The 26,567-nt window shown below is 61.4% G+C and carries 22 protein-coding genes; 7 read left to right on the top strand and 15 right to left on the bottom strand.

Translation table 11 applies throughout. The features are described from left to right. Positions 1 to 38: 38 nt before the first annotated feature. Together IP85_RS21290 and IP85_RS21285 are read left to right on the top strand one after the other, a co-directional pair. Complete coding sequence (locus tag IP85_RS21290) at positions 39 to 818, top strand: GH25 family lysozyme (RefSeq protein ID WP_054151657.1); 780 nt, start codon at positions 39 to 41, stop codon at positions 816 to 818. A gap of 98 nt (positions 819 to 916) precedes the next feature. Next, a complete protein-coding gene (locus IP85_RS21285; RefSeq protein WP_054151656.1) occupies positions 917 to 2,104 on the top strand; it encodes a lytic murein transglycosylase in 1,188 nt (395 codons plus the stop codon). Positions 2,105 to 2,613: 509 nt separating this feature from the next. Here IP85_RS21285 and metF read toward each other — a convergent pair. The 4 genes from metF to ettA all read right to left on the bottom strand — a co-directional run bounded on the left by metF (position 2,614) and on the right by ettA (position 8,876). Beyond that, positions 2,614 to 3,522 carry a methylenetetrahydrofolate reductase [NAD(P)H] gene (gene metF, locus IP85_RS21280; RefSeq protein ID WP_171901538.1) on the bottom strand — a complete coding sequence of 303 codons (909 nt, stop codon included), beginning with the start codon at positions 3,520 to 3,522 and terminating at the stop codon, positions 2,614 to 2,616. Next, positions 3,523 to 4,530, bottom strand: a complete 1,008-nt coding sequence (locus tag IP85_RS21275) for a metalloregulator ArsR/SmtB family transcription factor (RefSeq protein WP_054151655.1) — start codon at positions 4,528 to 4,530, stop codon at positions 3,523 to 3,525. It abuts the gene before it with no gap. Between the two features lie 168 nt (positions 4,531 to 4,698). Beyond that, entirely contained in the window at positions 4,699 to 6,984 is a 2,286-nt protein-coding gene (locus IP85_RS21270) for a methyl-accepting chemotaxis protein (protein ID WP_245280922.1), read from the bottom strand. Between the two features lie 242 nt (positions 6,985 to 7,226). Then, positions 7,227 to 8,876, bottom strand: coding sequence for an energy-dependent translational throttle protein EttA (ettA, locus tag IP85_RS21265; RefSeq protein WP_054151653.1), 1,650 nt, complete (start codon positions 8,874 to 8,876; stop codon positions 7,227 to 7,229). Between the two features lie 246 nt (positions 8,877 to 9,122). On the opposite strand from ettA, the gene IP85_RS21260 reads away from it, so the two are divergent. The 3 genes from IP85_RS21260 to IP85_RS21250 all read left to right on the top strand — a co-directional run bounded on the left by IP85_RS21260 (position 9,123) and on the right by IP85_RS21250 (position 13,058). After that, the gene (locus tag IP85_RS21260) at positions 9,123 to 10,049 is read left to right on the top strand and encodes an alpha/beta hydrolase (RefSeq protein ID WP_054151652.1); all 927 of its coding nucleotides are present in this window, start codon (positions 9,123 to 9,125) and stop codon (positions 10,047 to 10,049) included. 160 nt (positions 10,050 to 10,209) lie between these two features. Then, positions 10,210 to 11,409, top strand: a complete 1,200-nt coding sequence (locus IP85_RS21255; protein ID WP_054151651.1) for a CaiB/BaiF CoA-transferase family protein — start codon at positions 10,210 to 10,212, stop codon at positions 11,407 to 11,409. Then, positions 11,406 to 13,058 (top strand): thiamine pyrophosphate-binding protein, encoded by a 1,653-nt coding sequence (locus IP85_RS21250; RefSeq protein WP_054151650.1) that lies wholly within the window; start codon positions 11,406 to 11,408, stop codon positions 13,056 to 13,058. Before IP85_RS21255 ends, IP85_RS21250 begins: the two co-directional genes overlap by 4 nt. A gap of 21 nt (positions 13,059 to 13,079) precedes the next feature. Here IP85_RS21250 and IP85_RS21245 read toward each other — a convergent pair whose 3' ends face one another. Together IP85_RS21245 and IP85_RS21235 are read right to left on the bottom strand one after the other, a co-directional pair. Beyond that, the gene (locus IP85_RS21245) at positions 13,080 to 14,003 is read right to left on the bottom strand and encodes a LysR family transcriptional regulator (RefSeq protein ID WP_245280921.1); all 924 of its coding nucleotides are present in this window, start codon (positions 14,001 to 14,003) and stop codon (positions 13,080 to 13,082) included. 393 nt (positions 14,004 to 14,396) lie between these two features. After that, complete coding sequence (locus IP85_RS21235) at positions 14,397 to 14,981, bottom strand: Ada metal-binding domain-containing protein (protein ID WP_054151755.1); 585 nt, start codon at positions 14,979 to 14,981, stop codon at positions 14,397 to 14,399. A 114-nt stretch (positions 14,982 to 15,095) separates the two neighbouring features. On the opposite strand from IP85_RS21235, the gene IP85_RS21230 reads away from it, so the two are divergent. Next, complete coding sequence (locus IP85_RS21230; protein ID WP_054151648.1) at positions 15,096 to 16,031, top strand: DMT family transporter; 936 nt, start codon at positions 15,096 to 15,098, stop codon at positions 16,029 to 16,031. A gap of 81 nt (positions 16,032 to 16,112) precedes the next feature. On the opposite strand, the gene IP85_RS21225 is transcribed toward IP85_RS21230, so the two are convergent. From IP85_RS21225 to IP85_RS21210, 4 genes are all read right to left on the bottom strand, one after another. Beyond that, positions 16,113 to 16,454, bottom strand: coding sequence for a RidA family protein (locus IP85_RS21225; RefSeq protein ID WP_006728347.1), 342 nt, complete (start codon positions 16,452 to 16,454; stop codon positions 16,113 to 16,115). A gap of 82 nt (positions 16,455 to 16,536) precedes the next feature. Next, positions 16,537 to 16,875, bottom strand: coding sequence for a TIGR01244 family sulfur transferase (locus tag IP85_RS21220; protein WP_054151647.1), 339 nt, complete (start codon positions 16,873 to 16,875; stop codon positions 16,537 to 16,539). 85 nt (positions 16,876 to 16,960) lie between these two features. Continuing rightward, positions 16,961 to 17,788 (bottom strand): DUF4432 family protein, encoded by an 828-nt coding sequence (locus IP85_RS21215; protein ID WP_054151646.1) that lies wholly within the window; start codon positions 17,786 to 17,788, stop codon positions 16,961 to 16,963. After that, positions 17,785 to 18,237 carry a MarR family transcriptional regulator gene (locus tag IP85_RS21210; protein ID WP_245280920.1) on the bottom strand — a complete coding sequence of 151 codons (453 nt, stop codon included), beginning with the start codon at positions 18,235 to 18,237 and terminating at the stop codon, positions 17,785 to 17,787. Before IP85_RS21210 ends, IP85_RS21215 begins: the two co-directional genes overlap by 4 nt. A 211-nt stretch (positions 18,238 to 18,448) precedes the next feature. On the opposite strand from IP85_RS21210, the gene IP85_RS21205 reads away from it, so the two are divergent. Continuing rightward, positions 18,449 to 19,780 carry a L,D-transpeptidase gene (locus IP85_RS21205; RefSeq protein WP_156323036.1) on the top strand — a complete coding sequence of 444 codons (1,332 nt, stop codon included), beginning with the start codon at positions 18,449 to 18,451 and terminating at the stop codon, positions 19,778 to 19,780. A 648-nt stretch (positions 19,781 to 20,428) separates the two neighbouring features. On the opposite strand, the gene IP85_RS21195 is transcribed toward IP85_RS21205, so the two are convergent. The 5 genes from IP85_RS21195 to IP85_RS21175 form a co-directional block, all read right to left on the bottom strand. After that, positions 20,429 to 21,148, bottom strand: a complete 720-nt coding sequence (locus tag IP85_RS21195) for a ParA family protein (RefSeq protein WP_054151643.1) — start codon at positions 21,146 to 21,148, stop codon at positions 20,429 to 20,431. A gap of 268 nt (positions 21,149 to 21,416) precedes the next feature. After that, entirely contained in the window at positions 21,417 to 22,562 is a 1,146-nt protein-coding gene (locus tag IP85_RS21190) for an iron-containing alcohol dehydrogenase (protein ID WP_054151642.1), read from the bottom strand. Beyond that, the gene (locus tag IP85_RS21185; protein WP_054151641.1) at positions 22,559 to 23,944 is read right to left on the bottom strand and encodes an aldehyde dehydrogenase family protein; all 1,386 of its coding nucleotides are present in this window, start codon (positions 23,942 to 23,944) and stop codon (positions 22,559 to 22,561) included. The genes IP85_RS21190 and IP85_RS21185 overlap by 4 nt, the downstream gene beginning before the upstream one ends. A 104-nt stretch (positions 23,945 to 24,048) precedes the next feature. Further along, on the bottom strand, positions 24,049 to 25,416 hold the full coding sequence (locus tag IP85_RS21180; protein WP_054151640.1) for a glutamine synthetase family protein: 1,368 nt from the start codon (positions 25,414 to 25,416) through the stop codon (positions 24,049 to 24,051). A gap of 87 nt (positions 25,417 to 25,503) precedes the next feature. Then, positions 25,504 to 26,544 carry a TRAP transporter substrate-binding protein gene (locus tag IP85_RS21175; protein ID WP_054151639.1) on the bottom strand — a complete coding sequence of 347 codons (1,041 nt, stop codon included), beginning with the start codon at positions 26,542 to 26,544 and terminating at the stop codon, positions 25,504 to 25,506. Positions 26,545 to 26,567 lie beyond the last annotated feature (23 nt).

Here is a 26,567-nt window from a genome sequence, read left to right as displayed (position 1 = left end):
GGGGCAACTTCCCTTAATGATGAGGTCACGGACCCTCGATGCGGTGGCTTCCCACACTTCTTCTCCCGCTCTGCCTTGCAGTTTCAGGCTGCACCGCGAGCTCTTACGACCTGTTGGAAACAGCCTCCCTCTCTCCGCGTTTCCAGGACACCGATCCCCAGCATTTCGATGGCAAGACACCGCATCGTCACGAGGTGCATGGCATCGACGTCTCCAAATGGAACGGCGACGTCGACTGGCGCCAGGTGAAAAAGTCGGGCGTATCCTTCGTCTTCATCAAGGCGACGGAAGGCAAGGACATGCTTGATCCACGCTTCCACGAATACTGGAAGGGCGCTGGCGATGCCGGGATCCCGCACGCTGCTTACCACTTCTACTATTTCTGTTCGACGGCCGACGAGCAGGCCGACTGGTTCATCAAGAACGTGCCGCGCGATGCCAACCTCCTGCCACCGGTGCTCGACGTCGAGTGGAACCCGACCTCCCCGACCTGTCGCCTGCGGCCGGATCCCGCAACGGTGCGCAGCGAAATGCAGCGCTTCATGCAGCGCATAGAGGCCCATTTCGGCAAGCGTCCGATCATCTACACCTCCGTCGACTTCCACCGCGACAACCTCGAAGGCGCATTCAGGGACCATCACTTCTGGGTCCGGGCCGTGGCGCAGCATCCAAGCGTGATTTATCCGGAACGGCGTTGGTCCTTCTGGCAATACACGTCGACAGGCGTCATTCCCGGCATCCGCGGCGAAACCGATATCAACGTTTTCGCCGGCACCCAGAAGAACTGGCAGAACTGGGTCGCTGCCGTCTCGAAATGATCGCAAACGGAGCCTAGAGGCTCTGAGAAACAAACCCATGCCATCGCATGCCGGCGCAAACGCGGCCTGCGGCGGCACGCAACCCGAAGGACTGATCGATGAACAAAGCCCTGCGTCATGCGCTCCCTCTCGCCCTCATTCTTGCCTCAGCTGGTTTCGCCCAGGCGCAGCAGCAATGCGGCGGCGATCTCGCGACCTTCCTCGAAGGCGTGAAGGCGGAAGCCATTGCCGCGGGCTCGCCTCCAGAGATTGTCGACAAGGCGCTCGCGGGTGCGACCATCGACCAGAAGGTTCTGTCGCGCGACCGTTCGCAGGGCGTTTTCCGCCAGACCTTCCTGGAATTCTCGAGCCGCACCGGCAGTCAGGCGCGCCTCGACACCGGCCTTAAGAAGATCAGGGAATACGCCGATGTCTTCGCACGCGCCGAACAGGAATATGGCGTACCGGCAGGCGTCATCACCGCCTTCTGGGCCAAGGAGACAGACTTTGGCGCCGTGCAGGGCGACTTCAACACCCGCAATGCGCTGGTCACGCTCGCCCATGACTGCCGCCGTCCGGAACTTTTCCGCCCGCAACTACTGGCGCTCATCAAGATGGTCGAGCACGGCGATCTGGACCCTGCGACCAACACCGGAGCCTGGGCCGGCGAAATTGGCCAGGTGCAAATGCTCCCTGAAGACATCATCGCCTTTGGCGTGGATGGCGATGGCGACAACCATGTGAACGTCAAGCAGAGCAGCCCTGACGCCCTTCTCACGGCTGCGCGCTTCATTCAGCATCTCGGCTTCAAGCGCGGCGAACCCTGGATCCAGGAAGTCAGCATTCCGGAAAACCTGCCCTTCGAGAAGTCCGGCCTTGGAGGCACGATGACGGCAGGTGAGTGGTTTGCGCTCGGCGTTCAGCCTCGCGATGGCGAGACAGCTTTCTCTGCCCTGCCCGCCTCGCTGATCCTGCCGCAGGGCCGCAAGGGGCCGGCCTTCATCACCTATCCGAACTTCAACATCTATCTCGAATGGAATCAGTCCTTCATCTACACGACCTCGGCGGCATTTTTCGCCACCCAGTTCGGTGGTGCGCCCGCCTATCAGAAGGGCAACCCCGAACCGGGCCTCGACACCGACCAGATGATGGCGCTGCAAACCAAGCTGCAGGGCCTTGGCCACGACGTCGGCAAGATCGACGGCATCCTCGGCGCCGGCACGCGCGTCGCGGTGCAGAAGGAGCAGCAGCGAGTCGGCCTACCCGCCGATGGCTGGCCGACACCGGCACTGCTGGCCGCACTCTGATATCCGCATCAAAGACCACATGATCGAGCCGGGGCGCCTCCACGCCCCGGCTTTTTTGTTTCGAGCAGCTGTCGATCTGGTGACGCTGAGGATTTCAGCGCCTTGAGTCGGCCTACAAACGCTCACGGAAATTAAACTTCATTAACAGCGCGAGATCTGAAACAAGCCGTTGAAACGACTAGCTTATCGAATGTTAGGCATACTTTATCCACTGCAGAATGACGCAGCGCAGCACAGATTTGCCCTTGCGCCGACACAAATCAGACATAATATCTAACGGTCAACGCAAGGAGGCACACATGGGACTGACTAATTCAATTAATGTCCTGATCGTCGGTGCAGCGTTTGTTTTCATCGCAACGATGCTGTTTATCTGACACGGGTCTGAGTAACTGAAACCCATGAGTTGGCCTGGTTAGGCCTCTCCAGCAGATATGATTTCAAAACGAATAAAAGGCGCATGACACGGACCGTCATGCGCCTTTTCTCATGCCGACGGCGACCTCAGATCAAGCAGCAGCGCTGGAAACCTTGGCGGCCTTCGCCGTGATGCCGAGCCGGTCCAGGGTCGCAATGGTCAGCGGCGCCCGGTTCATTGTGTAGATGTGAAACTCCTCGATACCGCGACGCGCGAGATCGGCGATCTGTTCCGCCGCAATGTCGGCCGCAACGGCGGCACGCGCCTGAGCATCACCCTCGGTCCCCTCGAAGCGCTCGTCGAGAAACGACGGGGTGCTGGCGCCACACATAGAAGCGAAACGCTTCAGCTGCGTCAGGTTCTGGATCGGCATGATGCCGGGCACGATCGGGATGGTGATCCCCGCCGCGCGGACACGTTCCAGGTAGCGCTCGAAGATATCGTTGTCGAAGAAGAACTGCGTCAGCGCGCGCGTTGCTCCCGCATCCACCTTCTGCTTGAGCATGTCGAGATCGACGTCGTCGTTTTCGCTTTCCGGATGGCGCTCGGGATAGGCTGAGACGGAGATCTCGAAATCGCCGAGGTCACGCAGACCGGAGACGAGGTCGGCAGCATTGACGAAGCCACCCGGATGCGGCGCATAGCGGCTGCCGACGCCCCCTTGTGGGTCGCCACGCAGCGCCACGAAGTGGCGAACGCCGGCGGCCTGAAATTCTTCGACGACCGCGCGCACCTCGTCACGCGTCGCACCCACACAGGTGAGATGCGAAGCAGTGGCAAGCGGGGTCTCGGCAATCAACCGCTTGACGGTCGCAAGGGTCGGCTCGCGCGTCGTACCGCCGGCACCATAGGTCACCGAAACGAAATCGGGCTGGTAAGGCTGCAGGGCCTTCACCGCCTGCCAGAGCTGATCCTCCATATCGGGCGACTTGGGCGGGAAGAACTCGAAGGAGATCCGCGCATCAGGGGTCTTGGCGATCGGCCGTTCGGGCATGGTCATCTATCTGCTCCCGGTCAAGGCAAGGGGTTGTACTGAAGTGGCCCTGCCCGCAGCGCTCCCGCGCCGGGCAAGCCAGATGGTCACGGTGAGCCCGCGCCCCGCCGCAGTTTCCGGCGGCAGATCGATGACGTCCTCGACGGCCAAACCCTGGCGGTCGAGCCATTCGGCCATGACGCCATGGGAGAAGCCGAGGCGCACATGGGCGTGCTCGTCCCGGAGATATTCATGGGCATGGGGTGCGAGATCGATGATCGCGAGCCGACCACCCGGCTTCAGCATGCGCGCAGCCTCGGCGAGAGCCAGTTCCGGCTCCTCAAGGAAGTGCAGAACCTGATGGATCGTGACGAGGTCGTAGTCGCCGGCATCGAGCGGCAGGTTCAGGATGTCACCATGACGCACGCTGGCGGACAGGATGCCTTCTTTGTCGAGGTTGGAGCGGGCGACCGCCAGCATGTCGCGGCTGGCATCGATCCCGATTGCGCGGCGGTAGCGTGGCGAAAGCAGTTGCAGGATACGGCCAGTGCCTGTGCCGAGGTCGAGCATCGATTCGACCGCGTCGGTTCCGACGATCCGCATCAGAGCCGCTTCTACATCGGCATCATTAACATGCAGCCGGCGAAGCTCATCCCATTCGGAAGCGTTGCGACTGAAATAGGCCTGCGCCTTCTCAGCCCTCGCCCGCTTGACGCTGGCCAGGCGATCCCGGTCACGCTGGAGGACAGGATCGCTCTCCTCGGCAGCATCCAGCAGCAGTCGAACCAGTGCCGCGCCCGAGCCTTCCTGCTTCAGCCGAAAATAGGCCCAGGCGCCCTCCTGATAGCGATCAATCAGATCGGCTTCCGCAAGCAACTTCAGATGACGGGAGATTCGTGGCTGGGACTGACCGAGAATTTCGGTAAGATCGGTGACCGTGAGATCGCCCGCAGACAGAAGCGTGAGGAGACGCAGGCGGGTCGGCTCGCCTGCCGCCTTCAGCAATTCCACAAGAGTATCGACACCGAGTCTCATTCACACCACCACAATAACGACATAAAGATATCTTTATGTCCGTTTTCGATGTGATGCAAGCCTTAATCCGCGACCACCGCTAGCTTGACGGTGAAAAGGAAAACGGCCGCCTCTTCAGGCGGCCGTCGCGATCTCAGTGAGACACTCGTCAAGCGACTGACAGAAGCCTCAGAACTCTTCCCAGCTCTCGCTTGCGAGCGCGGTATTGCCGGACACAGCGGGTGTCACTCGACGGGGAGCAGCCTGCTGTGCGGCCGGAACAGCAGACCGTGCTGGTTGCGGCGATACCGGAGCCATCGAACGCGTCTGGCGCGAAGCCTGAGCAGCCGAGGCCGCGCCCTGCCCCGTCCGGAAACGCTGCAACAGCTCCGCAAGGCTTGCGGCCTCCTGAGCGAGACCCGCGGACGCCGCGTTCATCTCCTCCACCATGGCCGCATTCTTCTGGGTCGCCTGGTCCATGTGGTTGACTGCCTGGTTGACCTCGCCGAGACCGACCGACTGTTCCTGCGCGGCAGAGGCGATGGCATCCATATGCTCGTTGATCGCCTGAACCAGGCCGGCGATCGCCGTCAGGCCGTCGCCGGTCTCGTTGACCAGTTTCACGCCTTCGCTGACAGCGACTTCGGAATTCCCGATGAGGGCCTTGATTTCCTTCGCCGCATTCGCCGAACGCTGCGCGAGCTCGCGAACCTCCTGCGCGACGACCGCAAAGCCCTTGCCTGCCTCGCCCGCACGCGCGGCCTCGACACCGGCATTGAGCGCCAGAAGGTTGGTCTGGAAAGCGATCTCATCGATCACGCCGATGATCTGGCTGATCTGCTTGGAGGCATGCTCGATGCGCTCCATCGCAGTGACCGCGTTTCCGACCACCACACCGGACTGTTCCGCACGGCTGCGGGTGTTGCGCACGATGTCGCGCGCTTCTCCGGTCCGCCGCGACGTGGCCGTCACGTTGGAGGTGATCTCTTCGAGCGCCGCTGCGGTCTCCTCGAGCGAAGCTGCTTGCTGTTCGGTGCGCTTGGCCAGATCGTCGGACGCATGAGAGATCTCGCCGGAACCACCGCTGACGGCATGGGCCGAGCGGCCGACCGAGACCAGAACGCCACGCAGCTGTTGCACCGACGTGTTGAAGTCGTGACGCAGAGCTTCGAACTGAAGGGCAAACTCCTCCTCGATCTCGCAAAGCAGATCGCCCGATGCCAGCCGCTTGAGACCTGCGGCCAGCGTGCCGGTTGCCTTTGTCAGGCGTTCCTCGGCATCGGCCTCAGCACGCGCCTGCATCTCGGCACGCTCGCGCTCGCTGCGAACCCGACTTTCGGATGCTTCGGCTTCCAGCTCGGCATTGCGAATGGCAGCCTCACGGAAGACCTCGACAGACCGGGCCATCGCCCCGATCTCGTCAGTGCGCTCGGTGAAGGGGATGGACTGCAGCGTATCGCCATTGGCCAGTCCGATCATCGAACAGCTGACACGCCCAATGGAACGGGACAACGTGCGGGTGATGGAGACGCTGAAGGCCACGACCAGCAGGATGAAGCTGGAAAGACCGACGATGACGGAAATCATGCTGAAGCGCGCATCGGCCAGACGATCATTGATCGCCTCGAGGAACGCCGTGGCGTTGTCGCGGATGATCGCGGCCGCAAAGTCACGGCGCTTCGCCATGCTTTCGGTGAAAGGCTTCGGATCACGCGCCCCAGCGTAATCCTCGAGGCTTTCCATCGCCTGGAGCGTTTCGTTGATCTGCCTGCCCTCTGCCGTATCGAAGAAGGAATAGAAGCGGCTGATCACATCTGGACGCGCAAGCTCACGGAAGGGACCGTCGAAGGTCCGTAGCTGGCTCTGCAGCGCGCTGAACCGGACAAGCTCGGCCTTCCCGAAGGCGCCGTTCTCGATGTAGAACTGGCCCATGCGATTGAGACCGAGATAGGCTTCATTGACCTTCATCAGCGCATGATGCGCACGGATGTCGGACGAGAGCGTCAGATCCTCGGTGAGGTTCGCCGTTCTGAGCGTCAGCTCAAGTCCGGCTGCGGCGACTGGCTGGGCGTAACGCAGCGGCAGGATCGGATCCTTGTCGCCGGCATCGAGTTTCTGTCGATACTCCGGCATCCGGGCATACATCTTCTCCAGATTGGCCCGGAGCTGCAGGGTGATCGGATCGCCGTATCCCATCCGGTCGAGCTCGGCCATCTGATCCATCATGGCCTGATAGATCGCATCCGATTGTTTGCGGATCTCCATGCGATTCGGCGCCGTCTCCAGCGGCATGATCATCATCAGCTCGCCGCCTTGATAGGCGAGCTCTGCGAGCGCCGCTGCGCGTGTGAGCTTCTGATACTCCAGATAGCTGTTATAGCCAGCCGCGCCACCAAGACCGGTGACGGCCAGCAACGGCACCAAAGCGATCAGGGTCAGCGCTTTTTGAAACGAAATTTTTCCCAGGATAGACACCTGTCAGTTCCCTCCAGACAGAGAAGGCGGACCTGATGTCGTCTTCTGCCAAATCCCCACTGCGCCTGATGCGCGGCTCCCAGAACTGGTATGATACACAAACTGTTTAGATTCAGTTTATCGTGATACACGAAAGTATTGCGGTTGTTGCGACGATGCGCAAGCCAAACGAAATGTGGCCCGCAGAGATTGCGAGCCACATTGAACCAGTTTGACGAGCAACAGGGAAAGCCTGTCTCGATTTAGCGCGTCAGGCGCTTGTAAGCCTGGCTGCCCGGGTTGAGCGCATCCGGGCCAAGGCGGCGGATCTTGTCCTGCTCGTAGTCTTCGAAGTTGCCCTCGAACCATTCGACATGGCCATCACCTTCGAAAGCGAGGATATGCGTCGCAAGACGGTCGAGGAACATGCGATCGTGGCTGATGATGATCGCGCAGCCGGCGAAGTTCTCAAGTGCCGTTTCCAGCGCACCCAGCGTTTCCGTATCGAGGTCGTTGGTCGGTTCGTCGAGCAGAAGAACGTTGCCGCCGGCCTTCAGCATCTTGGCCAGATGCACGCGGTTGCGCTGACCTCCGGAAAGGTTGCCGACCTTCTGCTGCTGGTCGCCGCCCTTGAAGTTGAAGGCGCCGCAGTAAGCGCGGGAGTTCATGTCGAACTTGCCGAGCTTGATGATTTCGGCACCGCCCGAAATTTCTTCCCAGACGGTCTTCGAACCATCCAGCGCATCGCGGCTCTGGTCAACATAACCGAGATGGACCGTATCACCGACGCGGATCGAACCGGCATCCGGCTTTTCCTGACCGGTGATCATCTTGAACAGCGTCGACTTGCCGGCGCCGTTCGGGCCGATGATGCCGACGATGCCGCCCGGCGGCAGCTTGATCGACAGGTCGTTGATCAACGTGCGGCCTTCAAAGCCCTTGGTGATGCCGTCGAGTTCGATGACGACCTGGCCGAGACGCTCGGAGACCGGAATGATGATCTGCGCATCACCGGGACGAATGCCTTCAGCCGCATCAACCAGCTGTTCATAGGCCTTGATACGGGCCTTGGACTTGGCCTGACGGGCCTTCGGGCTGGATGCAATCCATTCCTGTTCGCGCGAGATCGCCTTCTGGCGGCCGGCCTCTTCGCGGTTTTCCTGAAGCATGCGCTTGGCTTTCGCCTGCAGGTAAGCCGAATAGTTGCCTTCGTACGGAATGCCGCGGCCACGGTCGAGTTCGAGAATCCAGCCGGTGACGTTGTCGAGGAAGTAGCGATCGTGGGTGATCATCATCACGGCGCCCGGATAGTCGCGCAGGTGCTTTTCAAGCCAGGCGATCGTCTCGGCGTCCAAGTGGTTGGTCGGTTCGTCGAGCAAAAGCAGGTCCGGCTGCGAGAGCAGCAGACGGCAAAGCGCGATGCGGCGGCGTTCACCACCGGAAAGCAAGGTGACGTCGGCGTCCTTTGGCGGGCAGCGCAGCGCTTCCATCGCCATTTCGACCTGCTGTTCCAGATCCCAGAGGTTCTGGCTGTCGATGATGTCCTGGAGCTTCGCGCCTTCGTCGGCGGTCTCGTCGGAATAGTTCATCATCAGTTCGTTGTAACGGTCGAGCACGGCCTGCTTGTCGGCCACGCCTTCCATGACGTTCTCGAACGCATTCTTCGCCGGATCGAGATGCGGTTCCTGCTCGAGATAACCGACGGTCGCACCTTCGGCGAGCCAGGCTTCACCGGTGTATTCCTTGTCCTGACCGGCGATGATGCGCAGCACGGTCGACTTACCCGCACCGTTCGGACCGAGGATACCGATCTTGGCATCGGGATAGAACGAGAGGTGGATGTTCTCGAGAATCTTCTTTGCGCCGTAGGACTTGCTAAGTCCCGACATGTGATAGATGAACTGGCGTGCCATGGGGTCTTGCTCCGGCGGGAATGGGAATTTGCCGCTATGTAGGCGAATTGCGTCCTTGGGGCAATGCGGCGCACAAAAAACTGCCGAGAAATACAGCAGTTCTCGCAAGTTTCAGATCATTCCACATCCCCGCCTCGCCGGCCGGGGTGGCTACTCGCCGGCTTGTTCGCGCATCCGGCGTCAAGCCACTGACGCTATTGCGCATGGCAGAGAAATGACCTCCTATCGCGCCATCGGGGGAACCAAATGTTTTCAGATCTTGCCTTTCACCAATCGCCATCAGGCGCCCGTCTTGCCTACCACCACCAGCCGTCGACGACCGCGCCGCGCGGTATCGTCCTCATCTGTCACGGCCTGGCGGAGCATTCCCGGCGCTACGCGGGATTTGCCTCGTCTTTGGCCGCCCATGGCTACCACGTCTTTGCCCATGATCACCGCGGACACGGCGAGACGACGGCACCGGACGCTCAACTCGGGATATTCGCGCGCCGCAACGGGGCCGAAAAGGTGATCGCCGATGTCATGGCCATGCGCGAGTTTGCCGTCGAAACCTATCCGGGGCTTCCGGTCATCCTCCTCGGTCACTCCATGGGCGGCCTGATCGCGCTCAACGTCGCGAATGAACATCCACAAGCCTTCCATGGACTGACGATCTGGAATTCCAACTTCAATCCCGGCCTTGCCGGACGCTTCGCCCAAGCCGTGCTTTCTCTTGAGCAGATGCTGAAGGGCTCCGACGTCCCGTCACTAATCCTGCCAAAGGCGACCTTCGTTGCCTGGGGCCACGCAATCAAGGGCCATCGGACGCCATTCGACTGGCTCTCGCATGACGCGCGCGAGGTCGACGCCTATATCGCCGATCCGCTCTGCGGCTTCGATGCCAGCGTCTCCATGTGGCGTGACATTTTCCGGCTGACCTTTGCAGGTGCAGCCCCAGAACGCCTCGCCCGCCTGCCGCAGCGGCTTCCGGTCTATCTCGTCGGCGGCGCTGAGGACCCCGCGACCAATATGGGCCGCGAGATCCGCTGGCTCGGCCAGCGCATGCTCGATGTCGGCATGACGGATGTCGAAACCACGGTCTATGACGGCATGCGCCATGAGACGCTGAACGAGATCGGTCGCGAAAAGGCGATCGCCGATTTCCTCGCTTGGATCGGCAATCTCGGACCCTGATCTGGCCAGATCTTGCCGAAACGGAATGATGCCATGAGAGAATATCAGGTGCGAATGGCAAAATGGGGCGATATAGCTCTGTCGATAGCAGTTCTTGTCATGGCAGGAGATCCAATTTTGTCGGATCACCGAACCTGACGACGCCGCACAGGATCGCGCAATGACGCCCAAGCCATCATCCCCTGCCCCGCTCACCGGCATCCGCGTGATCGAACTGGCCCGCGTACTCGCAGGCCCATGGGCAGGCCAGATGCTCGCCGATCTCGGCGCCGACGTGATCAAGGTCGAAAACCCTGATGGTGGCGACGACACCCGCGCCTGGGGTCCGCCCTTCGTCGAGGGCGCCGACGGCGAAAACCTCTCGGCCGCCTATTACCACTCCACCAACCGCAACAAGCGCTCGATTACCGTGGACCTCAAGACGCCCGAAGGCCAGGAAACGGTCCGCCGCCTCTGTGCCTCGGCCGATGTCGTCATCGAGAACTTCAAGCGCGGCGGCCTTGAGAAATACGGTCTAGATTACGCGAGCCTGAAAGCGATCAACCCGAAGCTCGTCTACTGCTCGATCACCGGCTTTGGCCAGAACGGCCCCTATGCCGATTTCGCCGGCTATGACTACATCGTCCAGGGCATGTCCGGCTTCATGTCGATCACCGGCGAGAAGGACGGCGAACCGATGAAGGCGGGTGTGGCCATCGCCGACATCTTCACCGGCATCTATGCGGTGACCGCGATCCAGGCCGCCCTGATCCACGTTATGAAAACAGGTCAGGGCCAGTTCGTCGACATGGCCCTGCTCGACGTGATGTCGGCGGTGCTCGCCAACCAGAACATGAATTACCTGATCTCCGGCAAGCCGCCGACACGCCTCGGCAATGCCCATCCGAACATCAGCCCTTATGAAGTCGTGCCGACATCAGACGGCCACCTGATCCTCGCCGTCGGCAATGACGGCCAGTTCAAGCGTCTTTGCACCATCCTCGGTATCCCCACAGTCACTGAAGACGAACGTTTCGCCACCAACAAGGCCCGTGTCGCCAACAAGGTCGAGGTCCGCCGCATCGTCACCGCAGAAACAGAGAAATGGCAGAAGCGCGATCTGCTGTCCGCCTGTGAGGCGAATGCCGTGCCCGCGGGACCGATCAACTCGATCGAGGAAATGTTCGCCGACCCGCAGGTCCAGGCCCGCGGCCTCAAGATCGATTTGACCGACGACAAGGGCACGGTCATCCCAAGCGTGCGCACGCCGATCGTGCTCTCCGAGACACCCCTGCGCTACGAGCGCCCGAGCCCGCGCATTGGCGAGCATGGCGAAGACATTCTGGCCGAACTGGCCGAGCTGGAAAGGAAGATCAAATGAAGAGAACCGGCGGAGCCCTTGTAGTCGAAGCCTTGAAGGCCAACGGCGTCGAGCGCGTGTCCTGCGTTCCCGGCGAAAGCTTTCTAGCCGTGCTCGACGCGCTGAAGGACAGCGGCATCGAGACGCTGGTCTGCCGCCAGGAAGGCGGCGCGGCGATGATGGCCGATACCTGGGGTCGCCTCACCGGCAAACCCGGCATCTGCATGGTGACCCGTGGTCCGGGCGCGACCAACGCGTCTGCCGGACTGCATGTCGCCAGGCAGGATTCGATCCCGATGATCCTCTTCATCGGTCAGATCGGTCGCGACATGAAGGAGCGCGAAGCCTTCCAGGAAGTCGAATACCGCCGCGCCTTCACCGAGTTCGCCAAATGGGTCGGCGAGATCGATGACGCCCGCCGTATCCCGGAATTCGTCACCCGCGCCTTCGCCGTCGCCACATCAGGCCGCCCCGGCCCCGTCGTGCTGACGCTGCCGGAAGACATGCTGCTCGACGAAGTCGAAGCCCCGGAAGCCAAGCCCTACACGCCCGTAGAAGCCCATCCCGGTCCAAGCCAGATCGCAGCCCTCGGCGAGATGCTGAAGACCGCGAAGCGCCCGATGGTGGTTCTCGGCGGCACGCGCTGGAGTGAGGCATCCGTTGCCGGCATCCAGGCCTTTGCGGAAAAGTTCAAGCTGCCGGTCGGCTGCTCCTTCCGCCGCCAGATGTTGTTTGATCACCTGCATCCGTCCTATGCCGGCGATGTCGGCATCGGCATCAATCCGGCGCTCGCCAGGGAAGTGAAGGAGGCAGACCTCCTGATCCTGCTCGGCGGACGTTTCTCGGAAATGCCGTCCTCCTCCTATACCCTGATGGACATCCCCTACCCGGCGCAGACGCTCGTCCACATCCATCCGGATCCGTCCGAGCTTGGCCGGGTCTACCGCGCCGATCTGGCGATCTGTGCCGCGCCTGAGGAATTCGTCGCAGCACTCGCATCGCTCGATGCACCCGCCGCCCCTGTATGGGCCGAGCGCACAGTTACCATGCACGCCGCTTATGTCGCCTGGTCGACACCGCCGAAGGCCGGCCCCGGCGCCGTCCAGATGGGGCCGATCATGGAGTGGATCGAGGCCAACACGCCGAAGGATGCGATCTTCACCAATGGCGCCGGCAACTATGCCACCTGGCTGCACCGCTTCCACCGTTTCCAGGCCTTCAACACCCAGGCCGCCCCGACCTCGGGCTCCATGGGCTATGGCCTGCCAGCGGCCGTCGCTGCCAAGCAGCTGTTCCCGCAACGTGAAGTCATCTGCTTTGCCGGTGACGGCTGCTTCATGATGCATGGTCAGGAATTTGCGACCGCGATCCGCTACAACCTGCCGATCATCACGCTGGTCATCAATAACAGCATGTATGGCACGATCCGCATGCATCAGGAGCGCGAATATCCGGGCCGCGTCAGCGCAACAGATCTGACCAACCCCGATTTCGCAGCCCTCGCAAATGCCTTCGGCGGCCACGGCGAAACCGTCGAAAAGACCGAAGACTTCGCCCCTGCCTTCCTGCGCGCCCGCGCTTCCGGCAAGCCTGCGATCATCGAGATCAAGCTCGATCCGGAGGCGATCACGCCGACAAAGACATTGAGCCAGATCAGAGAGAAGGCGTGATATCCGGATCCGACTGTCGCCTCAGGAAGCAGGAGCGGGACGCATTTCTCCCGAGCGTGAGAGGAAGTGTTCCAGGAACTCCAGGAAAACCTGGACACGCGGACTGACGAACCGTCCCTTGGCCATCAGCACCCAAAGACTGATCGGCGCACCGCAGTTCGCGTCCGTCAGGATTTCAACCAACCGCCCGTCCTTCAACGCGGGGCCGACGACAAAATCCGCCAGTCGGACTATGCCATGTCCTTCCAGCGCCATGTCGAGCAGCATGCCGACATTGTCGCTGGAGAATGATCCCTGCGGTTCGAATTCGACCATGGTCCCCGCTATGGAAAGGGACCAGGTTGGGGGCGGCAGCCGCCCCGTCAGCGCCAGGCAATTGTGAGACGCGAGATCGGACGGAACGGAAGGCGTGCCCCGACGCGCAAGATAGGCAGGTGCGGCACAGATGACCCGCCGCCCCCGTGAAAGTTCGCGAACGGTAAACTCGCCCGATGTTGTCGGGCTTCCACGGATCACGATGTCGACGCGTTCGCTGACTGGGTCGATCAGCCTGTCGGTCAGGCTGAGGTCTATGCGCACTTCGGGATAGCGCACCATAAAGGCCGGGACGACTTGCAGCAGTGTCTGGCGCGCAAAGCCGGTACTGGCATTTATCCGCAAAAGCCCTTTGGGTCGTGACCTCGATGATGCCACGTCAGCTTCTGTCCGCTCGATCAGCGCGAGAACCTGTTGCGCCCTTTCATGGTAGAGGGCGCCTTCCGGCGTCAGCGCCAGTCGCCGCGTCGAGCGCATCAGCAGCCGCACACCCAATCGGTCCTCCAGCCGCGATATAAGTTTTGACAGCGCAGACGGGGTAACTCTCAGATCCTCCGCCGCTCTGGCAAAGGAACCGAGTTCAACGATCCGGACAAATGCCTTCATGTCGGCCGATGCAGTCATATTCATGAACCTCAGTCACGAGATAGCGGCAAAACGAGCTGATTATCAGCCGCATCAACCATGATAATTCATGAATTCTCGGTCATGACAACAGGCGGATCACATCATGCGACGTTCGAAAGCCACAGATGCAAGGGTGGGCGCGGATGGAGAGATCGACTTTGACTTCCACCGCGCCCGCGCAGCTGTGTTGCGCCGCAAGGCGATTGCCGCCTTCTGGCACAAGCTGCTGCGGGGTGCCGTGAGCTCCCTAGTCGGCGCACTGTCCACGCTTCGCACCATGTTCGCACCGCGGAGGAGCAGTGAGTATTCAGAGAGAATAGAAGGCTGAGCCAAACGATAAAGGCCGGGATCACTCCCGGCTTTTCTTGCACTGTGAGCCCGGCCTTGCGCCGCAACTCAGATTTTTGCCGATAACAGCCGGCGTTTGATCTCTGTGGGTGGACGTCTATACACCTCCTGAAAGACGGCATTGAACCGCCTGACGCTTCCAAAACCCGCCTGCAGAGCAATCTCCGTGATCGTCATATCAGTGCCGGTCAGCAAGCGCTTGGCGCGCTGCACCCGGGCGGTTTTTGCCACCTCGAGCGGGCTTGCCCCGAGATGCTTCTGAAACAGACGCGAGAGATGCCGACCGCCGACCCCGACACGAGCGGCTAGCATCTCGACGGTCGCACCCGGCGCATCAAGCGCGCCCTCGTCACGAATGAGCCTTGCTGCTCTTTCGACGATGGCAGCACTGCCCTTCCACGCCGGGCTGAACGGCGCCGTTTCCGGCCGGCAGCGCAGGCAGGGGCGATAGCCCGCAAGTTCGGCCGCCGCCGCACTCGGCAGGAATTCGATATTGCAGCGATAAGGCTGGCGCACCGGGCAGACACAACGGCAATAGATCCCGGTCGTTCGAACGCCTATGAAGAACCGGCCGTCAAACTCGGGATCACGCGCAAGCCATGCCTGTTCACATTGGTGGATATCGAGGCTCATGATCAGAGAGTACATCAGCGTTCGGCCCCTCAAAAGGACAGAGTCCGAATCCGGCGAGCAAATCGCGGTTCGGCACGCCACTCATGTCCATCAGATCAACGCTGGAACAATCGCATGCAGACGAACCAATCCATGGGCCTCACAGACTGGGCTCTCCTCCTGACACTGTCCGTGCTGTGGGGCGGTTCCTTCTTCTTTTCCAAACTCGCCCTCTCCGAACTGCCGCCGCTCACGGTGGTTCTGGCCCGCGTGGCAATCGCTGCATTGGCTCTGTTTGTCTATCTGCGAATCCGCCGCCAGCCCATCCCCGCAGACGCCACCATATGGACCGCTTTCCTGGGCATGGGTCTCCTCAACAATCTCATCCCCTTCACGCTTCTCTTCTGGGGGCAGACCCAGATCGCCAGCGGTCTCGCCTCGATCCTCAACGCGACCACTCCGATCTTCTCGATCCTCGTCGCGCATGGTCTGACATCGGACGAAGGCATCACGCGCAACAAGCTCGTCGGCATCGCCCTTGGGTTCTTGGGTGTCGCAGTGCTGATGGCCGGAAACCACGTGAAGACCGAGGCCATTCCGCTCCTGCCGCTGCTAGCCTGCCTTGGCGCAGCCCTGTCCTATGGCTTTGCGGGCGTCTTCGGCCGGCGCTTCCGGCGGATGGGCATCTCGCCGGCAACCAGTGCATTCGGCCAGGTATCGGCGACGACGCTGTTGATGATGCCCGTGGTCGCCCTGGTCGATAGCCCATGGCATCTGCCGATGCCGGGAATGACGACCATCGCTGCGCTTCTCGGCCTCGGGCTGCTGTCCACGGCGCTTGCATACATCCTCTTCTTCCACATCCTCGCGGTCGGTGGAGCGATCAACAGTTCCCTCGTCACCCTGCTCATTCCCGTCAGCGCCATCCTGCTCGGCTATCTGTTCCTCGGCGAAAGGCTGGCACCCAACCATTTCGCTGGAATGGGCCTGATCACGCTCGGATTGCTCTCCATCGACGGGCGCCTATATCGCTGGCTCCTTGCCAGGAGACACAAGTCCGCCAGCCCGTGAGCCCTGAGCAACCGCCGGAGAAAACAAAAAAAGGCCGGGATCGCTCCCGGCCTTTCGCATTCTGTACGTTGCCCTGCAAAATCAGACAGCAGCTGTGACGATGAACTCGACCAGATAGTCCGGCGTCGCGAGCGGCGCACCGCTGGTGGCGCGGGCCGGCGGGTTGGCCGGATCGATCCAGGCTTCCCAGACGGCATTCATTTCGCCGAAGGTCGACATGTCGGAGAGGTAGATGATCGTCTGCAGGATCTTCGACTTGTCCGAACCGGCGGCGGCCAGCAGGCGGTCGACTTCGGCGAGCGCCGACTTCGACTGCTCGGTCACGGTAGAGCCTTCGCCAACCTGGCCGGCGAGGTAAACGGTGTTGCCGTGGACGACGGCGCCGCTCATGCGCTTGCCGGGCTCGATACGCTTGATGCTCATGGGATAACTCCTGCTTGAGGCTGGTTTAGAAAACAGACAGGCCGGACGCGAACGTCCGGCCAAGGATAATGGAAAAGACGCGTCAGCCGCGCTGGCGCTGTGCGTGTTCGTAGGTTGCGTTCGAACGGGCACCGGAGCGGCAATAGCCGAGCATCGGGCGTTCGAATTCTTCGAGCGCATCGACCATGTCGGCGACGGCATCCGGCGTGACACCCATCGGCCCGACGGGCACATGCTTGATCTTGAGGCCGAGTTCTTCCGCGCGCTTGGCAACGGCTGCAAATTCAGGCTGGCCGAATTCTTCACCATCCGGGCGATGGCAGACGATCGACTTGAAGCCGAGCGCCTTGATCTCGTCGACCTCGTCGACCGTGATCTGGCCGCTGACCGAATATTCCTCGTTGATCTGGCGGATGTTCATCGGGGCTCCTCGTCAATTTCCTTAGGGCCAATCATCTACGACGGGCATCCCTGAGCGTCAATCGCGCGGGATCACCGATCGGTCGTCAGACGAAGGAAAATGCAAGTCCGTAGTCCCGGCTTTCGCCCGGCTGCAGGATATTGAATTCGCCCGCCGCCTCGAGCTCGGCACGCCCCTTCCAGCGATGCGAGACCGGCTCGATGCCGAGCACATGGGCAGGCAGCCTCTGGTTTCTCCACACCTGCAGATGCGGCAGTGTATCGGTTCGGAAACGGACCTTCAGCCGCTTGCCGCCGATCGGCGCGATCGGCCCCAGACGCAGTTCCGCCCAGCCGCCATGACCCGCTGAAACACAGAAGATGCCGCCCTCCGCTTCGCCGAAGGCCCAGGGGAAACCACCGCCGTCGAGCATCGCCCCTTCGAGCTGCGTTTCGTCGTCGAAGTGCTTCGCGCCCAGATTCATGTGATACATCAGAAAGGTCGGAAAGGCGGTTTCGCCGACATTGACGAGCGTATCCGAAAGCTGCACCTCGCCGCTCTTGGCCTTCAGGCGCCACTGCCGCCGCAACTGCGCGTGGCCGCCAGCCGCGAGTGTCACATCGACCACGGCCCGCGCCACGAGATCCTCTCCCTCGACCGCCATCTCGATCGAATGCGCCGGGTTGGCTGAAAAGGAGCCATGCAGAGGAAAGTGCCGGTCCGTGCCCGCGATCGGCTCTCGGTGGCGGATATGGTCGGGTCCGCAGGTGAACAGGAACCCTTCCAGCGAATGGTCAATCCGCGGATCGCCGTCATCGGGGATCGCCCGGCCGGGAGACAGATCGACGCCCTCGACGATGCACGAGCCGATATCGAATACCGAGCTTTCGTCCAGTGCCAGACGCGGTCCCCTGGGACCGGAAAAAGTGATCATGCAAGAGGTTCCTCGGCCTGCCGTTGCGGGGCCCTGAGGTGACCGGTGGAGATGAGATCCTCCAAGCCCAAGAGCCCGCTGTCGAGCGAGGAGAGATAGGCGATGTTGACACTGCGCTCAAGCCACTGCTGGAAAGCCCCAGCCTCGTCCGCGAGCCGTTCGAACCTGTGCTGCCCCTTGAGCGTTAACGACAGAAGTTCAAAGCGCCGGTCCGATCGATCCTTTTTGCGAATGAGATATCCTTTGTCCTCTAGGACCTTCACGGCACGACTGATTTTTGTCTTGGAAAGACCCGAATGGGAGGAGATGGCCTTCGCCGTTGTCGGCGTGTGTTCGCCGAGCGACCAGAGAACCTGCCATTCGGACCATGACAACTCGTCTTCCGGGCCGCAGAACTGCATGAAGCCGTGGTCAACGCTTTCGGCCACGCGTAAAAGCCGAAAGGGCATAAATGCCTCCATCCTCAGTCTATCCTGCATTGTCCCCCCTCAACCCGGCGCTGCGACCCTGCATCCAGCCCGGTTATCTCTTCCGCCCCCACAGCGAGTTAACTCTCAATTCATTATGAATTCACCTTTTCCACATTAGTGTCAAATTTATCGCGTTTGTCGCCGGCTCAGACGAGGAAACCGAATCGTGTTCGACTTCAGGAAATCTAGCTTGATACTTGCGGTTTTGGCCGCCGCCTCTCTCACATCTGTGAGCCTAGCCTCGGCACAATCGGTCTATGACGGTCGCAACGCCCAGATGCTGCTCGTCTCGCCGGAGGGCGATATCCTCGACTATGTGCCGGAAGCCGGCGAAGTCATGATCAGCCGAGACCGAATGGGCCGCACGGTGCTGATCGACCGCATGGGCAATCTAGTCGCAACCGAGATTCCGGCGGAAAGCTATTATCCTCCCCGCCAGCGTGGCGGAAACCATGGCCTGCCCGGCGTCTACGATCCCTATTCCGAACCCGCACCTGCGCCGCGTGGCTGGGACGACGACGTCACGACCGCATCGATCCCCGACGTCGACCCGCGTGACAGCCTGCCGCTCGACGGTCTGCCCCAGGACATGCCGTATGGCGGCCCGGATCTGCCCGCACCTGCCGACACGGCCCCTGCCCGCACGGTGACGCCTGAAATCCCGGTCAAGAGCAATCTCTCCCGCCTGGAGATCACCGCCCTCCAGGCGTTCCTCGATCGTGAAGGCATTTCGCCCGGCGTCATCGACGGCAAGATGGGCCAGAACGTCAACAAGGCGATCGTCGCCTGGGAGCAAATGACCGGCGAAACGCTCGACCCGAACAATGCCGACGACATCCTGGAGCGCCTGCGTCTCTCCGGCGGCCTGGCGATCAAGAGCTACACGATCACCGCCGGCGATGCCGCCGGCCCCTTTGTCGCGTCGATCCCCGACGACTACGCACACAAGGCACAGCTTCCGGCCCTGTCCTACACCTCGACGGCGGAGATGCTCGCCGAGCGTTTCCACATGGATGAGGGCTATCTGCGCGAACTGAATCCCGGCGTCGACTTCTCGATCCCGGGCACGACGATCAAGGTGGTGGAGCCCGGCCCGTACAAGAAGGGTAACGTGGCACGCATCGTCGCCAACAAGGGTCTGAAGCAGGTCTTCGCCTATGGCGAGGATGGCGGCCTGATCGCCGCTTACCCGGCCAGCATCGGCTCGGCCGATACACCCTCCCCGTCGGGCACCGTCACGATCGAACGCATCGCGCTCAACCCGGGCTACACATACAATCCGAAGATCAATTTCCAGCAGGGCAACAACACGCAAGTCCTGCAGATCCCGCCAGGGCCGAACGGCCCCGTCGGCACGGTCTGGCTGGCATTGTCGAAGCCCACCTATGGCATTCACGGCACGCCCGAGCCTTCCAAGATCGGCCGCACCCAGAGCCACGGCTGTATTCGCCTCACCAACTGGGATGCGACGGAACTGGCAAAGATGGTCAAGTCGGGCGTGACGGTGGAATTTGTCGAGTGACAGCTCAGGCCCTCGCGAGTTTGCGGGCTTCCCGACACTCTTCCGCGAGGGCGAGAGCCGTCACCAACCGTTAGTGATTCTGCATGGCAGCAACCAGGATGAATTCTCACTTCTGGACTTTGCCAGGGAGGTAGCACCCGCTCATCCGACGTACTGTCCGCGGGGTCGCGAGCCATCAGATGCGTCGTTCACGTTCTTCAGAAGACGGACGGACAGGTCGATTGATGAGGTGAACCTTACCGACAGGGCTGCAGAACTGTCGCAACTGCTCTTGATCATCGGGCAGAGGCATGGAGAGCCGGCCCTGCTGATCGGCTTTTCGAGCGGCGCGATAATGGCAGCAGCCCTGACTGCACGTCACACGGCCTTGGTGTCAGGCGCCGTATTACTTCGGCCAGAAAAGCCCTTCACCCAGAACTGCTTTCCCGATCTTGCCGGAACACCATTCCTTCTCGTATCGGGAGAAGATGACGAAAGGCGCGAACGATTAGACGCAGTCGGGCTTGTCGACCAGCTGAGGGCCGCCGGTGCTGCGGTCGAATGGCACGAGCTGGCATGCAGCCATGGCTTTGACCCTGAAGGTCGCGACATAATGTTAACCCGCGCTTGGCTTGCCAAACGCGGGTTGTAGTGTCGAATTTGGGGTTATCAGGCGGCTGAGCGCACCAGACGGAACAGGCGACGCGGCTCGCTGGAGCGGATCACCTTGACCGGCAACAGGCGCATGACCTCGGAAGCGAAGGCCTTGGCATTGTCCTGGGCCTTGTCGAGATTGCTGATCTTCGCCGTATCCATCGAATACAGCGTGCCACCACAGTCGAAGATCTCGCGGTAAGCACTGCGTTCAGCAATCGGCGTGTTGATGACGTTCACACCACGAGCCGCCAGAAGCCCCTTGATCGTCAGAAGTGCGCGCGTGGTAACCATCGAGGTGACGCGCGTGAGCACGACCGAATGTGGAATGACGAGGTTGCCGGCGTCCTGCATCAGCTTGATGAGGTCGAGGATCTGCGCGCCGCCCTTGGCGTCCATGGCGCACCCCTGGACAGGAATCATCACGTGATCGGAGAGACCGATCGCAGTCGTCACCATGGCGTCGCGCGCACCGGCAAGATCCATGATGATGTAGTCGTTGCTACGCGACAACTCGCGGATATGTCCTTGCACGGAAGCGACCGTAACCTCGGAGACCACCTCGATGTTGCGCTGCGGACCCGAGATCTCGTGCCACTGGGTGATCCAGCGCTGCGGATCGGCATCAAGGATGGCGACGCGGTATCCCTGATGGGCCAGTTCGGTGGCGAGAAGAAGGGCTGCGGTGGTCTTGCCGGCACCACCCTTGGCATTGGCAAAAGAAATGACTGGCATGCTGTTTCCTTGGGAGGTCAGATCCGAGCGGCTCATCGCTCTTTGGCAACCTGCGTCATCGGTGCCACATGCTGTCATCATGGCGCAAACATGGTTAACAAACTGGAAACGCGCGCGAGGTCCCCCTCCCCCCTTATTGGGGAGAAGCGACGGAAATACCTAGTATATTCGCAGATAGGAATGGGCAGGCAGAAGCTCGGCCCGACAGCATGGCTGCAGAGGCCCCGGCACGACATGCCGGGGCCTTTCAAGAGAGCGACGCGTGAGATCAGAAGCAGTCGGCGAAGAGCTGCTTGGTGTTTTCGAGCGTCATCTTGACCGGATTGCCGCCGGCGCTGGGATCCTCGATCGCCATGGCCGAAAGCTCATCGATCCGGTCATTGGCAATGCCCATGGCCGTCAGGTTGGCCGGGACGTTGAGTTCGGCGCGCAGGGCGAGCACATAGTCGTAGAAGCCATCAAACCCTCCCGCAATGCCGAGATAGGCAGCCGCCCGCTCAATCCGCTCCTCGATGACGTGACGGTTGAACTTCAGGACCGGCGGCATGACAACGGCGTTCGTCATGCCGTGATGGGTGTTGTAGACGGCCCCGATCGGATGCGACAGCGCATGGATTGCGCCGAGCCCCTTCTGGAAGGCGACGGCGCCCATGGCAGCCGCCGACATCATGTTGGTTCGGGCTTCGAGGTCAGTGCCGTCCTTGTAGGCACGCGGCAGGAATTCCTTGACCAGACGCATGCCTTCGAGCGCGATGCCTTGGCTCATCGGATGATAGAAGGGCGAGGAATAGGCTTCCAGGCAATGCGCGAATGCGTCCATGCCGGTGCCGGCCGTGATCATCTTCGGCATGCCGACGGTCAGTTCCGGGTCGCAGATGACGACGCCGGGCAGGAACTTCGGATGGAAGATGATCTTCTTCACATGCGTCACGGAATTGGTGATGACCGAGGCACGACCGACTTCCGAGCCGGTGCCGGCCGTGGTCGGCACGGCAACGATCGGCGCGATCGCATCGGAATTGGCCCGCGTCCACCAGTCGCCGATATCCTCGAAGTCCCAGACCGGCCGTGTCTGGCCGGCCATGAACGCCACGCACTTGCCAAGGTCGAGGCCCGAGCCGCCGCCAAAGGCGACAACGCCGTCGTGACCGCCATCCTTGTAAGCCTTGATGCCGGCTTCGAGATTCTTCTCATTCGGGTTCGGATCGACATCGGCAAAGAGCGCGCGACCGAGGCCGGCTTCTTCCAGCACGTCGAGCGCAGTCTGGGTGATCGCCATCGGTGCGAGGCCCCGGTCGGTGATCAGCAACGGCTTCTTCATGCCGAGCGATTTGCAGGCGTCCGCCAGTTCCTTGATGCGGCCACGTCCCATCTTGATGGCGGTGGGATAGCTCCAATTGGCGACGATGTTCATTTCGTGACTTTCTTCAGGTGGTAGGATTTCGGACGGGTAAGGTTCTGGAAGCCGAGCACGGAGAGCGAGCCGCCCTTGCCGGTTTCCTTGACGCCGGTCCAGCAAAGCGCCGGGTCGAGGTAATCGGCGCGGTTCATGAACACGGTGCCGGTCTCGATCTCGCGGCCGATGCGGGCGGCGCGCTCAGGATCCTGCGTCCAGAGCGAGGCGGTCAGACCATAGGGGCTGTCGTTCATCAGACCGAGCGCCTCGTCGTCGCTCTTCACCTTCATGATGCCGACGGCCGGACCAAAGGTCTCGTCCTTCATGAAGGCCATGGAATGATCAACGTTCACGAGGATCTGCGGCATGATATAGGCGCCGCCGTCATCGGCCGGGAAAAGCTTCGGATCGACCAGTGCCTTGGCACCCTTTGATACGGCATCGGCGATCTGTTCGCGCACCACTTTGGCGAAGCGCTTGTTGGCCATCGGCCCGAGCGTCGTTTCCGGATCCAGCGGATTGCCGAGCTTGTAGTTCGACACCCAGGCAACCGACTTCTCGACGAAGGCGTCGTAGAGGCTCTCATGCACATAGATGCGCTCGATGCCGCAGCAGCACTGGCCGGAATTGTAGGTGGCGCCATCCATCAGCGTATCGACGGCAGCCTCCAGGTCGGCGTCTTCCATGACGTAGCCCGGGTCCTTGCCGCCAAGCTCGAGGCCGAGACCGGCAAAGGTGCCGGCAGCGGCCCGTTCGATGGAACGCCCGCCTTCGACCGAACCGGTGAAGTTGATGAAGTTGAAATTGCCAGCCGCGATCAGCGCCGAGGTCGTAGCGTGGTCGAGGAAGAGGTTGATGAAGACATCATCGGGAACACCCGCCTCGACAAAGGCGCGCACCATGCGCTCGCCGACCAGCAGCGTCTGGGTCGCATGCTTGATGACGACGGTGTTGCCCGCCATCAGCGCCGGCGCGATCGTGTTGATCGCGGTCATGTAAGGGTAGTTCCACGGCGCGATGACGAAGACCACGCCATGCGGCTCGCGCTCGATGCGACGCTCGAACGTGTCACTTGCTTCCACGACCAGTGGCGCAAGCGAGTCGGCAGCAATCGCCGCGACATAGTTGGAGCGCTCGTTGAAGCCCTTGTATTCGCCGCCGTAGCGCACCGGACGGCCCATCATATGGGCCAGTTCCGGCACCACTTCGTCCGCCATCTCGTTGAGGCGGGCAACGCCCTTCAGCACCAGCTGAACGCGGTCCTCAAGCGGCCGGCGCGCCCAGGCCTTCTGCGCCTTGCGCGCACGACCGACAGCCTCGGACGCCGCTTCCAGCGACATGGCCGGACGTTCCGCGTAAACCGATCCGTCGATCGGCGAAATGCATTGGATCATGGTCATGATCGTCTTCCTGTTGTTCTAGAACGAGATGACAGCGGCCGCAGCCGCTGTCCTTGTTTCCACCCATACGCCGGGGATCGTGGCGGGCTCAAGGCCGCCTTTGGTCACGCCCGCTCGAAACCGCGAGCCACCTCCCAGTCGGTAATCCGACGATCGTATTCTTCCTGCTCCCACTCGGCAGCCCGCACATAGTGATCCACCACGTCATCGCCGAAAGCAGCCCGCAGCATGGCCGAGCCGCGAAGCGTTTCCGCAGCCGCCCGCAGCGTCCTTGGAATTTCGCGAGCCTCTTTTGCCCCATAGGCATCGCCCGAGAATTCCGGTTCGAGCGCCATCTTCTTCTCGATCCCGTCGATACCAGCTGCGAGCAGAGCCGCCATGGCGAGATAGGGATTGAGGTCGGAACCACCGACGCGGCACTCGACGCGGATGCCCTTGCTCGCCTCGCCGCACAAGCGGTAGCCGGCGGTGCGATTGTCCTTCGACCAGATCGCCTTGGTCGGCGCAAACGTGCCGGCGACAAAGCGCTTGTAGGAGTTGATATAGGGCGCGAGGAAATAGGTGAAGTCGCTGGCATGGGCGAGAAGCCCGGCCATGTAGTGGCGCATCGTCTCGGACATGCCGTATTCGCCGTCCTTGTCGAAGAACAGCGGCGTCTTGCCGTCGGCGGACCACAGCGACTGATGGATATGCGATGAGGAGCCTGCGGCATTGTAATGCCACTTCGCAAGGAAGGTGATGGCCTTGCCCTTCGACCAGGCGATCTCTTTGCAGCCGTTCTTGATGATCACGTGGCGGTCGGCCATGGTGAGCACGTCCGCATAACGGACATTGATCTCTTCCTGGCCGGCGGATGCCTCGCCCTTGGAATTCTCAACAGGGATGCCCGCCCCCTGCAGACCCTTGCGGATCGCGCGCATCACGCCTTCTTCCTTGGTCGTCTGGAAGATGTGATAGTCCTCGTTATAGCCCGAGACCATTTTCAGGTCGCGATAGCCCGAAAGCCGCGCCTCGTCATAGGTCTGGTCGAAGAGGAAGAATTCGAGTTCGGTCGCCATGAAGGCCTTCATGCCCATGGCCTCAAGCCGGGCGACCTGCTTCTTCAGGATGGCGCGCGGCGAATGCGGCACTTCGGCATGGGTGGCGTGGTCAAGCATGTCGCAGAGAACCAGCGCCGTACCTTCGAGCCAGGGGATCCGACGCAGCGTCGAAAGATCGGGCTTCATTGTGTAGTCGCCGTAGCCTTTCTCCCAGCTCGTCGCCTTGTAACCGGAGACGGTTTCCATCTCCATGTCGGTGGCGAGCAGATAGTTGCAGCTATGCGTTTCCTTCCAGGCGCTTTCGACAAAGAACTCCGCCTGGAAGCGCTTGCCCATCAAACGGCCCTGCATGTCCACCTGACACGCCAGAACCGTGTCGATGCGCCCTTCTGCGACGTCTTTTTTCAACTCTTCGAATGTGTACGTGGTCATCTCGGTGTTCCCAGGGCAGCGATTGGCTTATGCCGTCTTGTTTTGTGGAGGCGACCCGGCCGAAGCCGGATCGCCATGTCGGTTCAATCAGCCGTAACGGTAGGGCTTGCCGGCCTTTTCCATATCGCCATTATACTTCTTCAGGATTTCGACGACCTTGCCGGTGCGCGGTGTCTGCTTGGCAACCTCTTCCCAGAACACGCGAGCCGCGTCCTCGACCGTCTTCCATTCGGCATCCGGAATGCTGGTGAGCTCGAGACGACCGCCCTCGGCACGCAGACGGGCTTCGCCGCCCCAGTACCAGTGCAGGCGCTTGTAGTGGGAACTATCCATGCACATCTGCCACAGGGTCTGCAGGTGAGGCGGGACCTCATTCCAGCGATCGGCATTGGCAAAGAACGAGCCCGCCCAGCCGCCGGAGACATTGTTGGTCAGGAAGTACTTGGTGACATCAACCCAGCCCGAGGTGAAGACCTCGGTGATGCCGGACCAGGCGATCGCGTCGATTTCGCCCGTCTGCATGGCAACCGGTACGTCTTCGAACGGAATGGTGACCGGCACGACGCCGAACTGCGACAGGAACTGGCCGGCCGTCGGGAAGGTGAAGACGCGCAGGCCCTTGAGATCATCGAGCTTGGTGATCGGCTTGTTGGTGGCGAAGTTGCACGGATCCCAGGCGCCGGCCGAAAGCCACTTCACGCCGACTTCCGTATAGGCCTCATCCCAGATCTCGGCGAGACCATATTCGTAGAACAGCGTCGGCACGTCGAGGCTGTAGCGCGAGGCGAACGGGAAGTAGCCGCCGAACACCTTGATATCGACAGGCGAGTTCATCGAATCGTCGTCGGACTGGACAGCGTCGATCGTGCCGGCCTGCATGGCGCGGAAGAGTTCGCCGGTCGGTACCAGCTGGTCTGCCGTGAAGAGCTGGATTTCCATCTCGCCATTCGCAGCCTTGTTGAAGGCGTCAACCGACGGGCGGATGACGAATTCGGCGAGTGCTGCACCGGCATAGGTCTGCAGGCGCCAGGTGATCTTGGCGTTCTGTGCCTTGACATAAGGGGCTGCCAGAACGGCAGGGGTCGCCATGGCGGCCGTCTTCAGGAATGAACGTCTGCTGTTGGTCATGTTGTTTCCCTCTGTTCTTCGTT

It is taken from the genome of Rhizobium sp. AAP116, assembly GCF_001295785.1.
Lineage (GTDB): Bacteria > Pseudomonadota > Alphaproteobacteria > Rhizobiales > Rhizobiaceae > Allorhizobium.
Note: the sequence above shows the minus strand (reverse complement) of the source record. Positions and strands in the feature narration are given on the sequence as shown.

What these genes read in the sequence shown, in the direction of transcription:
- IP85_RS21290 (WP_054151657.1), top strand. Translation starts at nt 39, where the DNA reads ATGCGGTGGCTTCCCACACTTCTTCTCCCGCTCTGCCTTGCAGTTTCA.
- IP85_RS21285 (WP_054151656.1), top strand. Translation starts at nt 917, where the DNA reads ATGAACAAAGCCCTGCGTCATGCGCTCCCTCTCGCCCTCATTCTTGCC.
- metF (WP_171901538.1), bottom strand. Translation starts at nt 3,522, where the DNA reads ATGACCATGCCCGAACGGCCGATCGCCAAGACCCCTGATGCGCGGATC.
- IP85_RS21275 (WP_054151655.1), bottom strand. Translation starts at nt 4,530, where the DNA reads ATGAGACTCGGTGTCGATACTCTTGTGGAATTGCTGAAGGCGGCAGGC.
- ettA (WP_054151653.1), bottom strand. Translation starts at nt 8,876, where the DNA reads ATGGCACGCCAGTTCATCTATCACATGTCGGGACTTAGCAAGTCCTAC.
- IP85_RS21260 (WP_054151652.1), top strand. Translation starts at nt 9,123, where the DNA reads ATGTTTTCAGATCTTGCCTTTCACCAATCGCCATCAGGCGCCCGTCTT.
- IP85_RS21255 (WP_054151651.1), top strand. Translation starts at nt 10,210, where the DNA reads ATGACGCCCAAGCCATCATCCCCTGCCCCGCTCACCGGCATCCGCGTG.
- IP85_RS21250 (WP_054151650.1), top strand. Translation starts at nt 11,406, where the DNA reads ATGAAGAGAACCGGCGGAGCCCTTGTAGTCGAAGCCTTGAAGGCCAAC.
- IP85_RS21245 (WP_245280921.1), bottom strand. Translation starts at nt 14,003, where the DNA reads ATGAATATGACTGCATCGGCCGACATGAAGGCATTTGTCCGGATCGTT.
- IP85_RS21235 (WP_054151755.1), bottom strand. Translation starts at nt 14,981, where the DNA reads ATGAGCCTCGATATCCACCAATGTGAACAGGCATGGCTTGCGCGTGAT.
- IP85_RS21230 (WP_054151648.1), top strand. Translation starts at nt 15,096, where the DNA reads ATGCAGACGAACCAATCCATGGGCCTCACAGACTGGGCTCTCCTCCTG.
- IP85_RS21225 (WP_006728347.1), bottom strand. Translation starts at nt 16,454, where the DNA reads ATGAGCATCAAGCGTATCGAGCCCGGCAAGCGCATGAGCGGCGCCGTC.
- IP85_RS21220 (WP_054151647.1), bottom strand. Translation starts at nt 16,875, where the DNA reads ATGAACATCCGCCAGATCAACGAGGAATATTCGGTCAGCGGCCAGATC.
- IP85_RS21215 (WP_054151646.1), bottom strand. Translation starts at nt 17,788, where the DNA reads ATGATCACTTTTTCCGGTCCCAGGGGACCGCGTCTGGCACTGGACGAA.
- IP85_RS21210 (WP_245280920.1), bottom strand. Translation starts at nt 18,237, where the DNA reads ATGCCCTTTCGGCTTTTACGCGTGGCCGAAAGCGTTGACCACGGCTTC.
- IP85_RS21195 (WP_054151643.1), bottom strand. Translation starts at nt 21,148, where the DNA reads ATGCCAGTCATTTCTTTTGCCAATGCCAAGGGTGGTGCCGGCAAGACC.
- IP85_RS21190 (WP_054151642.1), bottom strand. Translation starts at nt 22,562, where the DNA reads ATGAACATCGTCGCCAATTGGAGCTATCCCACCGCCATCAAGATGGGA.
- IP85_RS21185 (WP_054151641.1), bottom strand. Translation starts at nt 23,944, where the DNA reads ATGACCATGATCCAATGCATTTCGCCGATCGACGGATCGGTTTACGCG.
- IP85_RS21180 (WP_054151640.1), bottom strand. Translation starts at nt 25,416, where the DNA reads ATGACCACGTACACATTCGAAGAGTTGAAAAAAGACGTCGCAGAAGGG.
- IP85_RS21175 (WP_054151639.1), bottom strand. Translation starts at nt 26,544, where the DNA reads ATGACCAACAGCAGACGTTCATTCCTGAAGACGGCCGCCATGGCGACC.